This is a genomic window from Verrucosispora sp. WMMA2121 (assembly GCF_027460185.1).
Lineage (GTDB): Bacteria > Actinomycetota > Actinomycetes > Mycobacteriales > Micromonosporaceae > Micromonospora > Micromonospora palythoicola.
Map to the genome: position 1 here is coordinate 2,470,068 of NZ_JAPZBH010000006.1, position 20,244 is coordinate 2,490,311.

18 protein-coding genes are annotated in these 20,244 nt (G+C 71.5%); all 18 read right to left on the reverse strand.

Annotation, left to right across the window (positions count from 1 at the left end; all coding sequences use genetic code 11):
- Positions 1-3: 3 nt before the first annotated feature.
- Positions 4-888, reverse strand: coding sequence for a DUF5926 family protein (locus tag O7605_RS20240; protein ID WP_269740614.1), 885 nt, complete (start codon positions 886-888; stop codon positions 4-6).
- A gap of 81 nt (positions 889-969) precedes the next feature.
- Positions 970-1,383, reverse strand: coding sequence for an ATP-binding protein (locus O7605_RS20245; protein ID WP_269742698.1), 414 nt, complete (start codon positions 1,381-1,383; stop codon positions 970-972).
- A 66-nt stretch (positions 1,384-1,449) separates the two neighbouring features.
- Positions 1,450-2,907, reverse strand: a complete 1,458-nt coding sequence (locus O7605_RS20250) for a sensor histidine kinase (protein ID WP_269740615.1) — start codon at positions 2,905-2,907, stop codon at positions 1,450-1,452.
- A gap of 53 nt (positions 2,908-2,960) precedes the next feature.
- A complete protein-coding gene (locus tag O7605_RS20255; RefSeq protein WP_269740616.1) occupies positions 2,961-3,752 on the reverse strand; it encodes a glycerophosphodiester phosphodiesterase in 792 nt (263 codons plus the stop codon).
- A 10-nt stretch (positions 3,753-3,762) separates the two neighbouring features.
- Positions 3,763-4,098: a rhodanese-like domain-containing protein gene (locus O7605_RS20260; protein WP_269740617.1), complete on the reverse strand. Its 336-nt coding sequence runs from the start codon at positions 4,096-4,098 to the stop codon at positions 3,763-3,765.
- A gap of 79 nt (positions 4,099-4,177) precedes the next feature.
- The gene (locus O7605_RS20265; RefSeq protein ID WP_443083948.1) at positions 4,178-5,143 is read right to left on the reverse strand and encodes an LCP family protein; all 966 of its coding nucleotides are present in this window, start codon (positions 5,141-5,143) and stop codon (positions 4,178-4,180) included.
- A gap of 169 nt (positions 5,144-5,312) precedes the next feature.
- Positions 5,313-6,497, reverse strand: coding sequence for an LCP family protein (locus O7605_RS20270; RefSeq protein ID WP_269740618.1), 1,185 nt, complete (start codon positions 6,495-6,497; stop codon positions 5,313-5,315).
- A 173-nt stretch (positions 6,498-6,670) separates the two neighbouring features.
- Positions 6,671-7,897, reverse strand: coding sequence for an LCP family protein (locus O7605_RS20275; protein ID WP_269740619.1), 1,227 nt, complete (start codon positions 7,895-7,897; stop codon positions 6,671-6,673).
- Positions 7,898-7,961: 64 nt separating this feature from the next.
- Positions 7,962-8,936: an NAD-dependent epimerase/dehydratase family protein gene (locus O7605_RS20280; protein WP_269740620.1), complete on the reverse strand. Its 975-nt coding sequence runs from the start codon at positions 8,934-8,936 to the stop codon at positions 7,962-7,964.
- 45 nt (positions 8,937-8,981) lie between these two features.
- Positions 8,982-9,596 carry a flavin reductase family protein gene (locus tag O7605_RS20285; RefSeq protein WP_443083949.1) on the reverse strand — a complete coding sequence of 205 codons (615 nt, stop codon included), beginning with the start codon at positions 9,594-9,596 and terminating at the stop codon, positions 8,982-8,984.
- Between the two features lie 26 nt (positions 9,597-9,622).
- Positions 9,623-11,314 (reverse strand): ABC transporter permease, encoded by a 1,692-nt coding sequence (locus O7605_RS20290; RefSeq protein ID WP_269740621.1) that lies wholly within the window; start codon positions 11,312-11,314, stop codon positions 9,623-9,625.
- A complete protein-coding gene (locus O7605_RS20295) occupies positions 11,299-12,063 on the reverse strand; it encodes an ABC transporter ATP-binding protein (RefSeq protein WP_269740622.1) in 765 nt (254 codons plus the stop codon). Before O7605_RS20295 ends, O7605_RS20290 begins: the two co-directional genes overlap by 16 nt.
- 104 nt (positions 12,064-12,167) lie before the next feature.
- Positions 12,168-13,808: a sodium/solute symporter gene (locus O7605_RS20300; protein ID WP_269740623.1), complete on the reverse strand. Its 1,641-nt coding sequence runs from the start codon at positions 13,806-13,808 to the stop codon at positions 12,168-12,170.
- 1 nt (position 13,809) lies between these two features.
- Entirely contained in the window at positions 13,810-14,256 is a 447-nt protein-coding gene (locus O7605_RS20305) for a hypothetical protein (RefSeq protein WP_269740624.1), read from the reverse strand.
- A 121-nt stretch (positions 14,257-14,377) separates the two neighbouring features.
- The gene (locus O7605_RS20310; protein ID WP_269740625.1) at positions 14,378-16,456 is read right to left on the reverse strand and encodes a carboxypeptidase regulatory-like domain-containing protein; all 2,079 of its coding nucleotides are present in this window, start codon (positions 16,454-16,456) and stop codon (positions 14,378-14,380) included.
- A 138-nt stretch (positions 16,457-16,594) separates the two neighbouring features.
- Entirely contained in the window at positions 16,595-17,374 is a 780-nt protein-coding gene (locus O7605_RS20315; protein ID WP_269740626.1) for a LytR/AlgR family response regulator transcription factor, read from the reverse strand.
- A complete protein-coding gene (locus O7605_RS20320) occupies positions 17,371-18,597 on the reverse strand; it encodes a sensor histidine kinase (protein WP_269740627.1) in 1,227 nt (408 codons plus the stop codon). The genes O7605_RS20315 and O7605_RS20320 overlap by 4 nt, the downstream gene beginning before the upstream one ends.
- Positions 18,598-18,647: 50 nt before the next feature.
- Positions 18,648-20,219, reverse strand: a complete 1,572-nt coding sequence (locus tag O7605_RS20325; RefSeq protein ID WP_164448911.1) for a sugar transferase — start codon at positions 20,217-20,219, stop codon at positions 18,648-18,650.
- Positions 20,220-20,244: the final 25 nt, after the last annotated feature.

Sequence of the window (20,244 nt, forward strand, 5' to 3'; positions counted from 1 at the left end):
GGCTCAGCGCAGGGTGAGTTGGCGGCCGAGCAGCCCCTGCCGGGACCGGCGGGCATCGGCGTCGAGCGGGCCGGTCTCGGACAGGGCGTCGGCGTACCGCTTGGCGAAGTCGGCTACCGGCTGCTCCCAGTCACCCGCCGGAATCTCCTCGGGCAGATCCCAGACCGGCACGAGCCGTCCGTGCGCCCGGAACATGCCGGCGAACCGGGTCGCCTCGCCGAGGGTCAGTGAGCCGGCCGCGCCGAGCCGGGCCAGCGCGTCCAGGGCGGCCTCCTCGGCCTCCGGCAGCACCCAGCGGACGTGGGCCTTCTCCGACACCCGGCACCAGTACGCGGCACGCGCGGCGGCCAGTCGCTGCGTCGGATAGATCGCCGCGTTGGCCCGCTCCAGGGAGGCGCGCACGGTCGGATCCTCGGCGGCCTCGGGAGCCAGCCAGAACTCGAAGCCCTCGTGCAGGCTGACCTCCAACGGGCCGTCGACCAGGATGTCCTGCAACCGGGGACCCGGGCCGGGCAGTGGTGGCACCGCGACCTGTGCGCCCGGGGCGGTACGCAGTGCGCAGAGCAGCGACTCGGCCAGATCGCGCGAGACGTCACCGGACTGGAGATGACGCTGAAGCCCGATGAAGATGTGGCCGTCGTCCCGGCTCATCGCGGGAGCGGCCATCGGCAGCACGGTGGCCAGGGTGACCGGCCGGTCGCCGTGCTCGTCGACGAGTGCCGGGATCAGCCGCAGGGGCGCGGAGGCGGCCGGCACCAGCTCCCGCAGGGCGATCCACTCGGGCTCGTCGACCAGCCCCTCGAAGGGCCGGGGAACGAAGACGTCCCGGATCCGTTCCCGCTTGCCGGAGGCGGTGGCCGCCCGCTGGTTCTTTCGACGCTTGCTCACGGCGACACAGCCTAGAGCCCTCCGGCGGCCGGTGGGGGCCGGACCCGCCTGCGCGCCGCGACGACGGGTCGACCCACCGGTTCAGCCGGTCGTCACCAGCGCCGGCCGGTCGCCGACCGGATCGAAGTCGGCCCAGACGCTCTGACCGAGCCCATCGCGTTCCACACCCCAGCTGGTCGCCAGACCGGAGACGATGTGCAGGCCGCGCCCGTCGGCCGCGTCCGGATCGGGTGGGCGGATCCGTGGGCCACTCGCGGCCCCGCCGTCCGTGACCCGGAGTCGCAGCTGCGGCCCCTCGGGCGGGTAGCGCAGCCGCCAGGCGACCCGGACCACGCCGCCCGGCAGCGGGTCGGCATGCCGGACCGCGTTGCCGACCAGCTCGGCCAGGACCGCCACCAGATCCGCGAGCATCGCCGGGGAGACGGCTCCGGCCAGCTCGGCGGCGAGCCGGTGCCGGGCGATCCGCGCCCCACTGGGATGGTGCGGCACCACCACGCACCACGCCCGTTCGACAGCTGTCGTCGCCACCTCTGCCCCTCTTTCGCCCCGTGACCCCCACTGTCACCTGCGGGGCAGCCGCACCTCTGCGACCGTACCCCCACCACTTCTCGGACGAAGGAATACCCAGCCATTCTGTTGTTCAACGATCCGGCGGACCAGATAGAGGCCGAGACCGGTGCCGGGATAGCGACGCCGGTCACCGGAGTCGCCCTGCCAGAACCGGTCGAAGGCCCGTTCCACGTGCTCCGGGCGTACGCCGATGCCCCGGTCGGCGACCCGGAAACAGACCGTCTGGCCGTCCGCACCGGCGGCGACGTCGATCGGGGAGTCGGGTGGGGAGTACTTGCCGGCGTTGGTGACGAGTTCGGTGAGCACGGTGGCCAGGCTCTGCCGATGCCCGATCGCTCTGGGCAGTTCGGCCGGCACCTCGAGGGTGGTCCGTCGACGCAGGTCCGCGGGCAGATCGGCGATCGCGACCCGGAGCGTCTCGGTCAGGTCGAAGGGGGCCGGTGGCCCGTCGCCCGGCCACGCCTCGGCCGCGGACGAGAGCAGCCGGTCGAGCAGCCGGGCCAGCTCGTTGGCCCGCTGGCCGATGACCCGGGCCGCCTGCCGCCGGTCGGTCTCGCTCAGCGACTCCCAGTGGTCGGTGAGGGTGTCCGCGTAGCCCTTGATGACGGTGACCGGGGTACGCAGTTCGTGGCTGGTGACCGCGACGAAGAGATCCCGTTCGTGGTCGTGCCGCTGCTGGTCGGTGGTGTCGCGGAAGGTGACCACCCGCAGGGCGCCGGGGCCCGGCAGCTCCCCGGAGGTGATCCGCAACCAGCGTCCGCTCGGCAGTCGATGATCGAGAACCTGCCCCGACGGCGGCAGCGGGAAAGGTAGCGGTTGGTTCATCGCCTCTGCCGTGGACCGGCCGGTCACCTGCGCGGCGGCCGGATTCCAGAGTCGTACCTGGGCGTCCCGGTCGACCACGGCCAGGCCGTCGGCGAGCGCCGCGACCACCGGACCGTCGCCGTGCACGGGCAGGCCGCTCTGGTCGCCGTACATGTGGGCGATGCACGAGCCGAGGTATCCGACCACGCCGCGTTCCTCCGCCGTGGGTTCCTCGTCGCCGGCGAGGTAGAGGGCGTGCAGGCTGCCGACGGTGTGGCCACCGATCTCGGCCCGGGAGACGACCATCCGTCGCAGGCCGCGCTCGGCCAGTTCGCCGGCGAGCGCGTTGGTGAACCGGTCGGTCCGTACGCACTGCACCCGGGGACCGGCGAGCAGGCAGATGGTGACCGGGTCGTTGGCGGGCAGCGGCCGGCCGACGGTCCACTCGGCGGCACCGGTGGCGGCGATCACCCGGCCGCCGCTCGGCGCGAACTCCACGAACGCCATCCCGGCTGCCCCGAGCGCCGGCTGGGCCACCCGGAGCAGCTGGGTCAGCACCGGCAGACCCGCGTCACCAGAGTTGATCATCTCGATGACGGCGGTGTGCCCGGCGATCAGAGCCGAGTAGTCGGTGCGGTCCGGCATGACCCGAGTGTGCCTGCCGGCCGCGTTTCCGGGCACCCCCGGCCCGGCTGCGATTAGCGACGCAGCCGGGCGAGAGTCTGCGCCGGACGGTCGGTGATCACGCCGTCCACCCCCGCTGCCAGCACCAGGTCGAGGTCGGCCGGTTCGTTCACGGTCCACACGTAGACCTGGTTGCCGGCCGCCCGCAGCGCCGGCACCAGGGCCGGGCGGGCGCGGACCAGCGCGATCCCCGGTCCGGCGATGCCGGCACCGAAGGGCAGCCGACCCATGGGCAACCAACGGGGCAGCACTTCCAGCAGGAGCACGGTCGGCAGCGCCGGAGCCAGCGTCCGGATCCGGCGCACCGCCAGCGGGGAGAAGGACATCACAGTGACCCGTACCGGTGCGTCCGGGCGTGGCTCGGCCAGCCCGTACCGGTGCAGCAGCGTGACCAGCCGCCGCTCCACGTTGCCGCCGTAGCGGGACGGATGTTTGGTCTCCACGAGCAGCCGGACCGGCCGGCCGGCGGCCAGCACCGCCTCCAGCAGCCGTTCGAGGGTGAGCAACCGGGTGTGTGCGTCGTCGAGCACCTCGTCGCCGTTGGCCGGAACACCCCCCGGATGCCAGGAACCGAAGTCCAACTGCTCCAACTCGGCGAGCGTACGGGCGCTGACCAGACCGCGACCGTTGCTGGTCCGGTCCAGCCGCCGGTCGTGTACGCAGACGAGGTGCCCGTCCCGGGTCAACCGGACGTCACACTCCAGCCCGTCGGCGCCCTCGTCGAGGGCGCGCAGATAGGCGGCGAGGGTGTGCTCCGGCAGGTCGTACGAGGCGCCACGGTGGGCGAAGACGAGGGGTCCGGCCACGGTTCGTGTCCTACAGAACCCGGCCCGGCTGCCCGTCGGAGCCGACCACCGGTCGACCGGCCGACGCCCAGTCGCCCATTCCTCCGGTGACGTTGCTCACCTGTTCCCAGCCGTTGCGCAGCAGATACGCCACGACCTGAGCGGATCGTCCGCCGGAACGGCAGATGACCGCCACGTCGCGGTCCGTCGGCACCTCGGCCAGGCGGGCGGGGAGCTCCATCATCGGCAGGTGGTGGGCGCCGGGGGCGTGGCCGGCGGCCCACTCGTCGTCCTCCCGGACGTCGAGCAGGTACGTCTGATCGTTGATCTCGGAAACGGTCACGGTGGGTATCTGAGGTCCGAACACGGGTACCAAGCCTAGAACCTCGCCGCGCGGCTGCCCGCGACCGCACGGCGGCCACCGTCCGTTCCCGGCCCGGTGCCGGTCAGAGCCGGGTCACCCAGCGTGGATGGGCGCCGGCCCAGTCCGACATCCGGCTGCCGCGAACCGCCGCGAACAGCCCGTCACCCTCGTCGTCGAGCCGGACGTAGGACACCTGGTCGATCATCTGGGGGTAGGACGGTACCTGCACGCCCCGTAGTCCGTCGGTGGCCAGGCCGTGCAGGGCCAGCAACAGGTCCTCCACCGGCACACCGTTGGTGTCCACGGTCAGCGAGTCGCCGACGGCCCCGATCAGCCGGTGCAGCCGTACCGGGTCGGTGCGCAGCCGGGTCTCGCCGGCCTGTTCCAGCATCGCCCCCAGCAACTGCTGCTGATGGGTCTGCCGGTCGTAGTCGCCGCCCGGCAGGTCGTAGCGCTGGCGCACGTAGTCCAACGCCTGCGCGCCGTCCATCCGCTGGCAGCCCGGACGGAAGACCCGGTCGGTGTGGATCGACCGAACCTCGCTGCGTACGCACATCTCGACCCCACCGAGCAGGTCGATCACGTTTCGCAGGCCGGCGAAGTCGACGAGTGCGGCACCGTCGAAGCGGAGGCCGGTGAGTCGGGCCAGGGTGGCCGAGAGCAGGTGCGCACCGGGCTGGCCGCCGCCGCCGTACTCGTACGCCGTATTGATCTTGTCTTCGCCGCCGGGGTAGCCGCCGCCCGGCGGAATGGCCACCAGCAGGTCGCGCGGCACGGAGACCAGGTAGCCCTCGCGTAGCCCGGGCGGCACGTGCACGATCAGGATGGTGTCGGTGCGCTGCTCGGAGCCGGCGTCACCGGGACGCCGGTCCGAACCGACGAGCAGGTAGTTGAGCGGGCCGTCCAGGTCGGTGTGGTCGGCGCGGGCGCTCGGGTCGAGCAGCTCCGCCCGGGTCATCGTGCCTTCGTACCGGTCGGTGAGCACCCGCAGCCCGACCACGGCGAGCGTGGCCAGCAGCAGCACCGTCAGCCCGACGCCGAGCAGCACGCGGGGCCATCGCGGTCGTCGGGCCGGCGCGCCCGGCGACCGCTTTCCGCTCGTCCGTCCAGACCTGGCCGTGACGTCCCTCCCGCAGACCTGACATGAATCTTTCTCACGTCAGGTTACGGAAGCGTCGCCGGGAGTGTCGGCGGTTCGGTCATCACGAGCCGGCCGGTCACTTCCGTGAGGAGATCACCTCGGGGTTGTAGAACACGAACTCGGCGAGCTTGTCCTTGCGAACCGCCTGGAACATGTCCAGGGTCTGCTCGCTCAGCGCCTCGGTGCCGTTGCCCTTGGCGTTGTACGTGCCGCCGTTGGTCTTCAGCATGATCAGCTCGTTGCCGGTCACCCCGCGCATGGTGAACACGAAGTCCTCCACCGGCACCCCACCGGTGTCCAGGATGAACGCCTTGCCGGCCGCCTTGATCAGCTGGTTCAGCTTGACCGGGTTGGTCAGGCTGCCGTTCTGGGTGGCCTTCTTCGCCATCGCCTTGATCAGCTGCTGCTGGTTCTGCTGGCGGTCGTAGTCGCTGTTCTTGAGGCCGTACCGCTGGCGGGAGAAGTCCAGGGCCGCCCACCCCTCCATCTCCTGGCAGCCCTTCTTGTGCACCACCGGGGTGCGGGGCTTGCCGGTCTTCTTGGCGTCCGCGTTCCACATCGGCTCGCCGTCGACGTACGACATGTGGATCGAGGTGACCTCCTGCTTCGGGCAGATGCGCACCGAGCCGAGTGAGTCGATCACCTTCTTGAAGCCGCCGAAGTTGATGATGGCGGCACCGTCGAAGCTGACCCCGGTCATGCCCTTGATCGTCTGCGCCATCAACTGGGCGCCGCCCTCCCAGCCGCCGCCGTTCTGGGCACCGGCCTGGAACGCGCCGTTGATCTTACCGACGCCGCCCGGGTACCCGGTCTTCTCGAACGCCGGGATCCGCGCCTCGGTGTCCCGGGGAATCGAGATCAGGTACGCCTGGTCGTGGGTGGCCGGGATGTGCAGCACGATGATGCTGTCCGCGCGCACGTCGTCGGCCGCCCAGCGCTCCCGGGCGTCGACCCCCAGCAGCAGCATGTCGATCGGGCCCTTGAGGTCGGCGCCACCCTCCGCGGAGGTCTTGCCGGCATCGCCGAGCAGGTTGCGCTGGGAGATGCTGCCGGTGGCCTGACTGATCACCGCCTTGCTGCCGACGATCGCCACCCCACTCGTCATCATCAGCGCGGCACCGAAGACCACGGTGAGCCGGGCCCAGAGCGGATCCTTGCGCCGGGTGCGCTTCTTGCCGGATTTACCGGACCCGGCGTTGCGGGTGGGCGGGGCGGCGGACGCGCGCGGCGGCTCAAGCAGGGAGGGGCTGTGAACCGGCATGCGTGCTCCAGCTCGTGTACGCAGAAGGGGGCGGGAACACTTTACGTTCGCATTCCGGCGCTGGCGAGTTCACGTGGTGTCCAGTTCACGTTCTCTACCACGTCATCCTGCTGAAATGGCCGACCGTCCACAGCAAAGTAGACGATCGGCCGTTCCTGGCGTACCGGTCGTGGTCAGCCGTTGCCGGTGGTCGACGGTTTGTTGACCCGCATCCAGTCGGCCATCGTGTCCCCGGCCATCGCCCGGTACATCGTCAGCGCCTTCTCCCGGTCGGAGACGACCACCGACTCACCGTTGATGGTCTGGCTGCCCAGGTGCGGGCTGGTGACGAAGGTCAGGTTCTCGCCGCGCAGATTGCGGAACTGCACCGCCATGTCGGTGAGCGAGAAGCCCTGGTCGACGGTGACCGCTTCGGTGACCGACTGGAGGAAGGCGTTGAGCTTCTTCGGGTTGGTGAGCGTGCCGGTGCTCGCCGCCTTGTCCATCAGCGCCCGGAGGAAATCCTGCTGGTGGCGCATCCGGGCGAAGTCGCCGTCCGGGAACTGCTTGCGCTGACGGATCCAGTCCAGGGCCTCGGCGCCGTTCATGTGGTTGGTGCCCTTGGTGAACTTCCGGTACGGCTTGTGGATCGAGGTGATGGTCTGCTCCACCTCCAGGTCCACCCCGCCGAGGGCGTCGGTGACCTGCTTGAACCCGGCGAAGTCGATGGCCATCACGTGATCGATGTGCACGTCGGTGAAGCACTCGACCGTGCGTACCGCCAGGGGAAGACCACCGAACGCGAACGCGGCGTTGATCTTGCGCCGTTGGCCTGTCTCACATCCGGCACCGGCGCTCTCCGGGATCGGCACGTACAGGTCCCGAGGGATGGAGACGAGGTACGCCTGCTTGTGGTCGGCGGGGATGTGCATGACGATGATCGTGTCGGCCCGCCACTCACCGGCCCGGTCCATCGGCGCGTCCGGATCCCGCGAGTCGGTGCCCACCATCAGGATGTTGAGCGCGCCGTTCACCGCCTTGGCCGGCCGGTCACCGGTGATCTCCGAGAACGGGTCGGTGCGGGCCATGTTGTTGTCCAGGCTGCGGGCGTAGAACCAGCCACCCACGCCGGCGATCAGGGCCAGCACCAGCACCGCGACGCCGGCCACCAGCGCGATGCGGCGCCAGTGCGGTCGCCGCCGTCGCGGCGACGGACCGCCACCGGGACCCCCCGGACCCAGCGGACCGCGCGGTCCTCCCGGGCCGGCCGGTGGGACCGACTCGTCGTCGTACGCCGGGTGCCACCGGGTGTCGGCCGGTCCGCCGGCCCGGCCCCCGCGTCCCGGGCCCGGCACTGCCGCCCGGCCGGCGCTGCGGTGCAGGTGAAGGGCCGGCAGGGCGGCGGAAATGGTCGCTGACATGTAACTCAATGTACGCAGCACGAGCCAGTCTCGCCCCTACCGAGCGGTGCGCCGCCGCGTCGGGCTACCCCAACCGTTGGCGGAAGTGCTCGATGGTGCGCCGCAGCCCCTCCTCGGGAGCGACGGTCGGCTCGTAGCCGAGCGCTTCCCGGGCCAGGGTGAGATCCGGGCGACGCATCTCCGGATCGTCGGCACTGCGCGTGACGAATGTCACCTCGGATCGGCTGCCGCAGAGCGACACGATCGTCTCGGCCAGCTCCCGCATGCTCATCTCGTGCTCGGTGCCGCAGTTCACCGGCCCGCTCTCGGTCGAGTCGAGCAGCAACAGGATGCCCCGGACCAGGTCGGCGACGTAGCAGATGGAGCGGGTCTGGTTGCCGGTGCCGTGCACCGTGATCGGTTCGCCCCGCATCGCCTGCGAGATGAAGGTCGGGATGGCCCGCCCGTCGTCCGGCCGCATCCTCGGCCCGTAGGTGTTGAAGATCCGCACGATCGCGGTGTCCACGCCGCGACTGCGGCGGTACGCCATCGTCGCGGCCTCCGAGAAGCGCTTCGCCTCGTCGTAGACGCTGCGAATGCCGATCGGGTTGACGTTGCCCCAGTACGTCTCCCGCTGGGGGTGCTCCTTCGGGTCGCCGTACGCCTCCGAGGTGGAGGCCAGCAGGAACCGGGCGCCGTCGGTGGCGGCCCGCTCCAACAGGTGCAGGGTGGCCACCGACCCGACCCGCAGGATCTCCACCGGCAGCTTCTCGAAGTCGGTCGGGCTGGCCGGCGAGGCCATGTGCAGGATCGCGTCGAACCGCTCCGCCACCGCCGGATGGCTGGGCAGCCCGTCGGAGATGTCGGCCTCCACAAGCGTGAAGGTCGGCGTGTCGAGCAGGTGTGCGACGTTCTCCTTGGAGCCGGTGACGAAGTTGTCGAGGGCGACGACCGTGCAGCCGCGTTCGATCAGGGAATCCACCAGGTGCGACGGGACGAACCCGGCCCCGCCGGTGACCAGGATGCGGTGACCGGGACCGAAGCGCTGCTCAACCTTCATGAGTTGTCAGCCTAAAGGAGCGCGATGACCGCTCCGTCGGGACGGTCAGGCCAGTCCCCGGTAGCGGCCCCGGTGGTGCAGCAGCGGTTCCACGTCGTCGCCCAGTTCCACCCGCTCGATGGTCGCCTCCACCAGCAGACCCCAGCCGTACTGCCGGGCACCGTCGAGGCGGCAGCCGGCCCAGCCACCCGCGTCGTCCGGCACCGGCCCGTACGGCGTGTCCAGCCAGGCACCGATGGCGAAAAGGCCGCCCGGCGAGGGGAACAGGCCGGCGAACCGGTCGGCGAGCTGCCGGTGCGCCGGGCCGAGCGGGGCCACGGCGAAACAGCCGGCCTCCTCGACCGCCGCCCACAGCTCCGACTCGGCGTCCACCAGCCCGAGCAGACGTCCCGGCTCACCCTCGGCGACCAGGGTCGACGACACCGTCAGGCCGGCCGGCCCCGGCGCCGTCCAGAGGGTCACCGGCGCGGCGAGCCGACCCCGCAGCCGGCGTACGGGTGAACGATTCCCGGCCGGCGCGGCGAACGGGTCGGTGTGGTGGATCCGGGCACCCGGCTCATGATTCACGTGAAACATTGTGACCCGTCCGCCCGGTTCGACCGGCCCTGGCCGCGGCTTCGCGACATGCCGGCCCGGTGCGGTATCCCACGAACGGGACACCGCACCACGCCGCGTCCGGTGCGGCCTCAGCGTCGCGGGGTGACCAGGGCGAGCAGTTCGGGCTGGCGGCGGTCCAGCACGTCGCCGGCCAGGTACGCGCCGAGCAGCGCCGCGCCGACGCCGTAGGCCACGCCCAGCGGCAGGCCCAGCCAGAGCCACGCGTCGCCGAGCAGTGCCGCGGCGAGCACCATCGGTGCGGCGAGCGCCCCGGTCGCCACCATGGCCAGCAGGGTCAGTATGCCCTTGACCACCCCGGCTCCGCTGTTCATCGCGAACGGGTTGCTCGTCTCCGGCAGCGAGTACGCGCCCAGCACGGAGACGAACAGGTTGACCGCCAGCCCGGCACCGTAGGTGGCGACCAGCGCACCCGCCATGAATCCGATCCACGTCGGCCGACCGAGCACCAGCGCGATCACCACGGCGACCACCGCCAGCATCGGCAGCACGTAGAGCGAGAACGCGGTGATCCGGGCGCGCAGCTCCAGCCGCCCCGGCACGCCGGCCACCACGTTCGCCGCGTACGCGCTGCCGTCGAAGCCGAACTGGTTGGCCAGCGTCACCGCGGCGAGCAGACCGACGAAGAGCATGGAGAGGCTGACCAGCACCGGCGAGGTCTCCCCGGCAGGGCTGAATCCCTGGTCGCTGTCGAAGGTGAAGCCCTGCCCGCCGAAATTGACCATCACCGGCACGAAGAGACCGACCACCGCGATGGTGATCAGGTTGGCGCGTCGTCGGGCGTCCCGCCACCAGTAGCGCGCCTCCCTGGAGACCAGGGCGCCGAACCGGTCCCGGCTCAGCCAGCCGGCGGCCCGGGGGAAGAGCTGGGCCACCACGCCGCCGCTGACATCGGGCCTCGCCCTGGTGGGTCCGGCGCTCGCCGCGCCCACCATCGCCGACTCCAGCGAGCGTGACCACCAGGCCAGCAGCGCGACGATCGTCACCACGGTGATCAGCAGCTTCACGGGAGCGGCCCAGGCCCGGCCCTGCGCCACGTCGATACCCGCCGTCCACGGGGCACCGAGGGGGGTCCAGCCGATCACCGTCGCCACGCCGGTGAGCCGGTCCCAGTCGGTGTCCTGGATCGCGGCCAGGCCGGCGAGCTGCAACGGGCCGAGCGAGGCGGCGAGCACCGCGAGCAGGACGGCGGCCAGGTCGCGTACCCGGCGGGAGCGGAGCATGGAGGCGAACGCGCTGGTCACCGCTCGGGCACCGGCGACGCAGAGGAGCAGCCCGCAGACCACCCCGACGGCGGTGACCACGGCGGCCGACCAGCCGCCGAACACCCCGGCGGTGACCACCAGCCCGGAGAGGGCCAGCAGCGCGGCGACCGTGGGCACGCTCACCAGCGCCGCCGCGAACAGCCCGGTCACCAGGGTGCGTCGGGACAGCGGCAGCAGCGCGAAGCGGGCCGGGTCGAGGGTCTCGTCGACGCCGAAGAAGACCAGCGGCAGCAGCAGCCAACCGAGCACCGTCAGCCCACCGGCGAAAGCGGCGACCAGCAGGGCGTACCGGTCGTCGCCGGCCAGCCCGGGAGCGGCCAGGCCGAAGAAGGCGCCGACCGCGAACCAGAGCCCGATCAGTGAGCCGACCAGGAACAGCGCCACCCGCCAGCCCTGACCACGGAAGTTGTTGCCCATCACCCGCAGCTTGAGCCGGACGAAGTGACGCGCCGAGACCGGCCGCACCTGGCTCGCCGGTGCGGTCACCGGGACAGCCACGCCAGCTCCTCACCGGTGGCGGTACGGCCGCCGACCACCTCGACGAAGACGTCCTCCAACGAGCGGTCGCCGCGTACCTGCTCCAGCGTGCCGACCCGCTTGATGGTGCCGGCGGCGAGGATCGCCACGTGCGAGCAGAGTCGTTGCACGACCTCCATGACGTGGCTGGAGAAGACCACCGTCCCACCGCCGGCCACGTACCGCTTCAGGATGTCCCGGATGAGTGCCGCCGAGACCGGGTCGACCGCCTCGAACGGTTCGTCGAGCACGAGCACCCGGGGACCGTGCAACAACGCGCAGGCCAGACCGATCTTCTTCTTCATGCCGGCGGAGTAGTCGACCACCAGGGTCCGGCCGGCGTCGGCGAGGGCCAGCACGTCGAGCAGCTCCGCCGCCCGCTGGTCGACCACGGCCGGGTCCATGCCGCGCAGCAGACCGTGATAGGCGAGCAACTCGGCTCCGCTGAGCCGGTCGAACAGGCGTACCCCGTCCGGCATGACGCCGAGCAACCGCTTCGCGGTGACCGGGTCGGCCCACACGTCGTGGCCGAGCACCCAGGCGCCGCCGGCGTCGGGACGTAGCAGTCCGACGGCCATCGACAGGGTGGTGGTCTTGCCGGCGCCGTTCGGGCCGAGCAGCCCGTAGAACGAGCCGGCCGGGACGTCGAGATCCACGCCGGCCACCGCGACCTTGCCGTCGAAGCTCTTGGCCAGGCCGCGCAGCGCCAGCGCCGGGTGCTCACCAGTCATGCGCCCGACCGTATCCCGTGCCGACCAGCCCGCCGCCCGACCGGAGGAGGATCCGCAGCTCATCCCCGAGGCGGACCAGCGCCGAGCCGGTGCCGCAAGCGCATTCACGAGTGGAGGGCGTCGGGGGCGTGCAGGCGGAGCATGGTGCGGCCGATGTCGGCCGGGGCGCGACGGCGGGTGGCCAGCGAGACCGCGATCATCACCGTGAAGGCCAGCGGCACCGTCCAGGCGGCCGGCTGGGCGATGAGGGTGGCCGGCCAGCCGGTCAGGGCCGGCCCGAGGACGGTGACCAGGACCGACGCCACGGCGGCCCCGCCGCCGACGAGGATTCCGGCGGCGGCGCCCGCGTCGGTGAGACCCCGCCACCAGATGCCGAGCACCAGCAGCGGGCAGAAACTGGACGCGGCGACCGCGAACGCCAGGCCCACCACCTGTGAGACGTCCAGACCGGAGACGTTGAGGGCGAGGACCGTCGGCACCACTCCGGCGATCACCGTGGCCAGCCGGAAACCGCGCACCGAGCCTCGACCGAGCACGTCGGTGGAGATCACCCCCGCGACGCTGGTGAGCAGCCCGGACGAGGTGGACAGGAAGGCCGCGAACGCCCCGGCGGCGACCAGCGCCGCCAGTAGTCGACCGGTGGTCCCGGCACCGAGTGCCGCCTCGGGCAGCAGCACCACCACGGCGTCGGTCTGGCCGGTGATCAGCAGTTGCGGTGTGTAGATCCGGCCCAGCACGCCGTAGATGGTGGGCAGCAGGTAGAAGACGCCGACCAGGGCAAGCACCACCAGTGTGGTCCGGCGGGCGGCGGCCCCGTCGGGGTTGGTGTAGAAGCGCACCAGCACGTGCGGCAGCCCCATGGTGCCCAGGAAGGTGGCCAGGATCAGCGAGTACGTGCCGAACAGCCCCCGGTCGTCGGAACCGGCGTCGCTGGGCAGCAACCAGTCGGTGGCACCGTTGGCCACCCCGGAGACCTCCGGCACCGGTTCACCCTCGGCGAAGCTCAGCTCGTCGCCGGGGCGTACCTCCAGGGTCTGACCGTCGGCGAGGGTGAGCACGGCGCGTTGCTCGACCACGACGGTGGTCGCGGTGCGGAACGTGGCTCCCTCGGGCGGGGTCACCGCCGGGCGACCGTCGGCCTGCCACTGCAACGCGAGGAAGATCGCCGGTACGGCCAGCGCGGTCAGCTTGAGCCAGTACTGGAACGCCTGCACGAAGGTGACCGCCCGCATCCCACCCAGGGCCACGTTCGCGGTGACGACGGCGGCCACCACCAGCGCGCCGACCGGGTACGGCGACCCGGCCAGCGTGGCCAGCGTCAGACCGGCACCCTGGAGCTGCGGCACCAGGTAGAGCCAGCCGATGAAGATCACGAAGACGGTGGCCAGCGTCCGTAGCCGGCGGGACCCGAGCCGCAGCTCGCAGAAGTCGGGCAGGGTGAAGGCACCGGATCGACGCAGCGGCGCGGCAACGAACAGCAGCAGGGCCAGGTAGCCGGCGGCGAACCCGACCGGGTACCAGAGCACGTCCACGCCGTACTTGAGGATCAGCCCGGCGACGCCGAGGAAGCTCGCCGCCGACAGGTACTCGCCGCCGATCGCGGCGGCGTTCCAGGTGGGGCTGACCACCCGGGAGGCGACCAGGAAGTCGGAGGTGGTGCGGGCCAGCCGCAGCCCGTAGAAGCCGATGGCGACGGTGACCAGGGTGACCGCCACGATCGCCGGTACGACGAGATTGTTGCCCACGTCAGCGCTCCGGCCGCTGGACCAGGTCGGTGAAGTCCTGCTCGTTGCGCTCGGCCAGGCGGACGTACGTCCACCCGACGGCGACCAGGAACGGGAAGGAGAGCACCCCGAGCAGCAGCCACGGCAGGTTGACGCCGAGCACGGTCATCCGGCCGACCGAGGGTGCGATGGCGAACAGCCAGGGCAGCCCGCCCAGCCCGACCATCACCACCGCCGACAGTTGCAGGGCCAGCGCCAGCTGAGCGCGGACCAGGCCACGGACGAGCGCCTCACCGACCCGGGTCTGCTGGGTCAGCTCGGTGTGGGTGCCACCCGCCCAGCGCGACCGGCGGGACACCTCGGCCAGCACCACCCGGGTACGCGCCGGTGGCCCGGTTCCGACGGTCGAATCGGAGGTTGCGTCGGGTTCGGGTCGGCGGGGTGCCGGCGGTGCATCCTCGGCGGCCATCCCGGCAGTCTGGTCCGCCGGACGGGATTGTCAAGGGGCCTGTGGACAACTTGTGGATAACGAGGTGGAGCTGTGGACAACCGCATGGCCCGGGGGCGCCTGTCGCCCCCGGGCCATGCCATCAGCTGGTCGAGATGACCAGATCAGCGGTCATCGAACCCGATGCGGGCACGGTGAACCGGGCCAGCCGTCGGGTGCCGTCCGGGTCGGTCACCTGGTACCGGCCCGAGTACATCTGCTCATCGTCGAAGTACACGTCGTAGCTGAAGAAGATCCGCTGGCGGCCGGTCAACCGCATGGTGAACTCCCCGTTGGAGACCCAGCCGCTACCGGCGTAGTCACCGGTGTCCACGCTGTGGGCGAGCACCCAGCCGCTGCGCAGTGGCGTGCCTTCGGTGTTGCGGAAGGTGCCGTTGAGCTGCACGCCACGCCTGAGCGTCGCGTCGAGGTTGGCGGTGGCGCCGGCACCTACCTGCACCGGAGTCGCGCTGAACCGGCTTGCCGCACCGCCGGACCAGACGGTCGCGTACCCCCCACGGCTGAAGACCACCGGCCACTCGTACGGGCCGAGCCGGCTCAGCGTGTAGTCGCCCTGGTCATCGGTGACGGCGTCCTCGGCGCCGACGCCAGGATGGCCGGTAAGCACCGAGACGTTGACGTCCGGCAGGGCAGCGCCGGTCTCGGCGTCGGTGACCCGGCCGGTGACCTGGCCCGCCCGGTCGAGCTGGATCACCGGGCCGGTGGCCACCTGGCCGACGGTGGCGGTGACGGTCGCCGCCTCCCGCTCGTCGCCGGTACCGCCGGCGGCGCCCACCCACTGCCGGCCGTACGTCGTGTTCTGCGGTACGGCGAAGAGCTTGTACTCACCGGCGGTGAGCGGACCGACGCGAACCTGGCCGCTGCGGTTGCTGCAATTGCCGTAGCCGTCCCGCAGCGTCGCCCGCTTGGGCGCGAAGGCGTCCAGGCAGACCCCGGAGACGGGCGAGCCGCTCTGTCGGTCCAGGACGGTGGTGGTGATGACCGCGCCCGGACGGAGCTTGATGGTCAGCTCGGTGGTCTGGTCGGCACGCACCCGTACGCCGGTGCGCTCCCGGGGGAAGTACCGGCCGTCGGGCGCGTACACGTAGATGTCGTGCCGGCCCTGGGTCAGGTCGCTGATGGTCACCCGGCCGCTGCCGTTGCTGCACCCGTCGTGGGCGCAGAAGTTGGCCACCGGTGCTCCGGTCACCGAGTCCACCGCGCTGATCCGTACGGAGCCGGTGCCCAGCAGGCTGTCGGTGATGGCGGTTTGCTCGCCGCCGCGCACGGTGACCAGTTCGGCCTGGTCGGATTCGAGCTGCCCCGGGTAGTACTGGTGCCGCTCGTTCGTGTAGAGGCCGACCTTGTAGGTGCCGGCGAGAAGCTGGGCCTCGAAGGTGCCGTCGGCGCTGGTCCCGTCCGAGTGCACGCTGTACATGTTCGGGGTGTAGACGTAGACGTCCGCGTTCGTCAACGGTGCCCCGGCGGCGGTGGTGAACCGGCCAGACAGCGTGCCCACGGACAGTACGGTGTCGTCGGCCACGACCCGCGCGCCTTCGGTGACCTCGAAGAGGGTCGCGCTCTCCTCGTCCACCTGCCCTGGCACGTACTGCCTCTGGTAGGAGCCTTCGATCGGCTCGAATTGCACCCGGTACCGGCCCGCGACCACGTCCATCTCGTACCGGCCGTTTTCGTCGGTGCGTGCGCTGGCCACCAGGTTGGCGTCGGCCTCGATGGCGAGCACCCGCAGGTCGAACACGGGCTCACCGGCGGCGTCCAGGAGCTGGCCGGAGATGGTGCCGGTGGGCAGTAACTGTTCGTCGACCGTGGTCGTGGCACCCGCGGTCACGACGACCGGGTCGGCGTCCCAGGGTCGCAACTGTTGCCGGTAGTACTGCTCCGGACGGCTGTCGGGCAGGTATCCGACGGTGTAGGACCCCGGGTTGAGCTGGGGCAAGGTATACGCACCGTCGGCGTCGGTCATCGTGCTGGCCACGACGTCGTACTCGCCACTGGGATAGACGACGACCGGGACGTCAGGTGCGGCGGCGCCGGCGGCGGTGGTCAACCGGCCGCTGATCGTGCCGGTCGAGGCGGCCAGCGCGGGTGTGGCGCCCGGCAACAGCACGGCGGCGGCCGTGACGCAGGCCAGGGCGGCCCGGCGGATGAGGGGGATATGCATAGCTGTCCAAACCGGAGGGGGTGGGGCGGCTCAGGCAGGCACCGCGCCCACGCCGGTCCCGCGCCCCGTGTTGGACCGGCCACCGGAGGATAGAACAGCAATGATCTCTATAGGGGGCGAGAACGGCTCACCGGCCGGTCAGCGGCTCCACTCCTGCTTGGCGGCCCGGACCAGCTTGTCCTTCAGCTCGCGGGTGTGCCGCCGGCTCACCGGCAGCTCGGTGTCGTCGATGACCACCACGTAGCCGGAGTTGACCAGGCGGAGTTCGGCGATCAGCCGCAGCTGCACCAGGTACGACCGGTGGATCCGGACGAACCCCGCATCGGCCCATCGTTCGGCGAGCGTCGCCAGGGAGACCCGTACCAGGTGCGAACCGTCCGCCGTGTGCAGCCGGGCGTAGTCGCCCTGCGCCTCGACCCACCGCACTGCGGAACGGGGCAGCATCCGGGTGGTACCGGCCAGCTCGACCGGGATGGTGGGATCCTCCTCCGCCCGGGCCAGCGCCGCGGGATGGGTGGGTACCACCCGCGCGCCGACCACCCGGCGCAGCGCCTCGGCCAGCCGCTCGGCGCGTACCGGCTTGCGTACGTAGTCGGTGGCACCCACGTCGAAGGCGTCCGCGGCGCCGTCGTCGTACGCGGTGACGAAGACGATCGCCGGCGGTCGGGCGAAGCGGCGCAGTACCCGGGCCAGCTCCATGCCGTCGAGGCCAGGCATCCGGATGTCCAGGAAGACCACGTCCACGTCGTCGTCGCGCAGCACCCGCAGCGCCTCGGTCGCGTCACCGGCCGTGTGCAGCCGGGCCACCCGGGGGTCGGCCCGCAGGTGGTACGCCAACTCGTCGAGTGCCGGTGGCTCGTCGTCGACCGCCAGCACCCGCAGGAAGCCGGCGCCGGGGGCCGGGCCGGAGCCGGTCACGAACCGGCCCGTACGCCGGGGTGGAACTTCGGCACCCGCATGCTCACCTTCGTACCCGAGCCGACCCCGGTCTCGACGACCAGGCCGAAGCCGTCGCCGAAGACCGACCGCAGGCGCTCGTCGACGTTCGACAGCCCGACGTGCTGGCCCGGATCGTCCCCCGGGTCGCCGGTGGACCCGGCCAGCTCGGCGATCCCCGCGGTCAGCGTGGCCGGATCCATCCCCACTCCGTCGTCCTCCACCGTTATGTGGCATTCGGCGCCCGCGTCCCGGGCCTCGATGCTCACCATGCCCGTGCCCGGCTTGCGCGACAACCCGTGGCGTACCGCGTTCTCGACAAGTGGTTGCAGGCACAGGAACGGCAGGGTCACCGGCAGCACCTCGGGGGCGATCTGGAGCCGCACCTGGAGCCGGTCGCCGAACCTGGCCCGTTCGATGGTCAGGTAGCGGTCGATCGAGCGCAGCTCCTCGGCCAGCGTGGTGAACTCGCCGTGCGCCCGGAACGAGTACCGGGTGAACTCGGCGAACTCCAGGATCAGCTCCCGCGCCCGTTCCGGGTCGGTGCGGACGAAGGAGCCGATCGCGGTCAGCGCGTTGTAGATGAAGTGCGGGCTGATCTGGGCGCGCAGGGCGCGTACCTCGGCCCGGGCCAACCGCTCCCGGGACGAGTCCAGCTCCGCCAGGGCCAGTTGGCTGCCGGCCCAGTGGGCGGTCTCCAGGGTGGCCTGGACCAGACCGGGTGCCGGTGCGCCGTCGGTGACCGCGACCAGCGCACCGGCGATCCGGCCGGACGCCCCACCGAGCGGGGCCACCACCGCGCCCCGGACCGGACAGTCGATCCGGTCGCAGGTCAGCTCCGCCTCGCCCAGCACGGTGGAACGCTCGGACGCGATCACCCGTCGGGCGGCGGTCCGGAGCTGCTCCCGGTGGTGCGCGCCGCGTCCGTCCAGCGCGAGCAGGTCGTCGGCGTCGGTCAACGCCAGCCCTTCCGCGCCGACCAGGGTGCGCAGGTGACGGGCGGCCTTCGCCGCGCCAGCCGGGCTGAGTCCGGCCCGCAGCGGTTCGGCGGCCAGTCCGGCGGTGTGCAGCACCTCGTAGGTCGCCCGTTGTCCGGGCGTGGCGATGCCGCGCCGACCGCGCAGCCGACCGACCGCGTACAGCGCCCCGGCCAACACACTGACCAGTGAGAAAACGCCGATCACGGCGGAGATGTTGCCACCCACGTCGACGATCCTGCTGGTTGCGGGCGCTGCGGGAAAGGGGTGGGCGCCGGTCAGTAGGCGCCCTTGCGTGCGACCACCACGCCGACGGTGCGCCACAGGATGCTCAGGTCGTACGCCAGCGACCAGTTGTCGACGTAGTACAGGTCCAGCCGGACGGCCTCGTCCCAGGAGAGATCGGAGCGACCGGACACCTGCCACAACCCGGTCATCCCCGGACGGACCAGCAGTCGGCGTCGCACATCACCGAGGAAGTCACCGTCGTCGGCGGGCAGCGGACGCGGCCCGACCAGCGACATCTCACCCTTGAGCACGTTGATCAGCTGCGGCAGCTCGTCGAGCGACGAGGCGCGCAGGAAGCGGCCCACCGGGAACACCCGCGGATCCTGCTTCATCTTGAACAGCATGCCGTCGGTCTCGTTCTGGTCGACCAGGCTGGCCAGCCGGTCCTCCGCGTCGACGTACATGGTCCGGAACTTCCACACCCGGAACGTGCGCCCCTCGTGCCCCACCCGGGGTTGCCGGAAGAACACCGGACCCGGGTCGGAGATCCGGATCGCGATGGCGATCGCGATGAACACCGGGATCAGCGCGAGCAGTCCGAGCCCGGCGGCGACCCGGTCCATCATGTTCTTGGCCAGCAGCGCCGGCCCGGAGAGGGTGGGCTCCTCGACGTGCAGCAGCGGCAGGCCCTCGATCGGGCGGATGTGCACCCGGGGCCCGGCGATGTCGGTCAGCTGTGGGGCCACCACCAGGTCGACGCCGGAGCCCTCCAACTGCCAGGCCAGGCGGCGCAGCTCACCGGGTTCGGCGCTGGCCGAGCCGCAGACCGCGATGGTGTCGGCGCCCATCTCGCGGACCAGGGCCAGCACGTCGCGACCGGCGTACACCGGGACCGGGGTCTGCACGCCCTTGGCGGCCGCGTACCCGTCGGTGATGTGGATGGCGACCGGGACCAGCCCGGCGGCCGGGGTGCGGGTGACGGCTGTGTACACCTCCAGGCACTCCGGCAGGGTGCCGACCAGCACCATCCGGTGCGCCGCCTGCTGGATGTTGCGCCGGACGGTGTGCAGCACGAAACGGGCCAGGATCCGGCCCAGCAGGATCAGCAGCAGCGCCAACAGCAGCGCCGTGCCGACGGTGAACCGGGACAGGTCGGTCTTGGTGGCGAAGGCGAGGAACGACAGCGCCGCGCAGACGGCGACCCCAGCCCGGATCACGCGCTTGAACTCGTCCGGCCCCAGCCCGAGACAGCGCCGGTCGTAGGCCCCGTTGAACCAGAGGGTGACCAGCCAGCCGAGCGGCAGCAGCAGGAACGCCACCGTGTAGAACCAGGTCGGGTCGTTCTGGGCCTGGTGGAAACCCGCGGTGGCCTGGTCGAAGGTGCGGATCGCGGTGTAGCTGGCGAAGGCCGCGGCGGCGAAGTCGAGCAGCAGCAGGATCGCCGTGTACGGCCGGTGCCAGCGCGACACGCGACGCCGCGCCCGAGCCCACGCCGATCGGGGTACGCCGTTCGGAGACGGCGGGTTCGGCGGCTGGATCTCGAAGCTGTCGACGTGCCGCACGAGTCTGCTCCGGCCTTCGTTGGTCACCGGGCGCTGGAGGCTAGCCGTCACCTCACCCATGTCCTCCCGCATGACCCGTGGCGTT

Excerpts from the sequence above, each read along its gene's own strand:
- O7605_RS20250 (WP_269740615.1), bottom strand. The coding sequence starts at position 2,907 with ATGCCGGACCGCACCGACTACTCGGCTCTGATCGCCGGGCACACCGCC.
- O7605_RS20270 (WP_269740618.1), bottom strand. The coding sequence starts at position 6,497 with ATGCCGGTTCACAGCCCCTCCCTGCTTGAGCCGCCGCGCGCGTCCGCC.
- O7605_RS20275 (WP_269740619.1), bottom strand. The coding sequence starts at position 7,897 with ATGTCAGCGACCATTTCCGCCGCCCTGCCGGCCCTTCACCTGCACCGC.
- O7605_RS20280 (WP_269740620.1), bottom strand. The coding sequence starts at position 8,936 with ATGAAGGTTGAGCAGCGCTTCGGTCCCGGTCACCGCATCCTGGTCACC.
- O7605_RS20295 (WP_269740622.1), bottom strand. The coding sequence starts at position 12,063 with ATGACTGGTGAGCACCCGGCGCTGGCGCTGCGCGGCCTGGCCAAGAGC.
- O7605_RS20305 (WP_269740624.1), bottom strand. The coding sequence starts at position 14,256 with ATGGCCGCCGAGGATGCACCGCCGGCACCCCGCCGACCCGAACCCGAC.
- O7605_RS20310 (WP_269740625.1), bottom strand. The coding sequence starts at position 16,456 with ATGCATATCCCCCTCATCCGCCGGGCCGCCCTGGCCTGCGTCACGGCC.
- O7605_RS20325 (WP_164448911.1), bottom strand. The coding sequence starts at position 20,219 with ATGGGTGAGGTGACGGCTAGCCTCCAGCGCCCGGTGACCAACGAAGGC.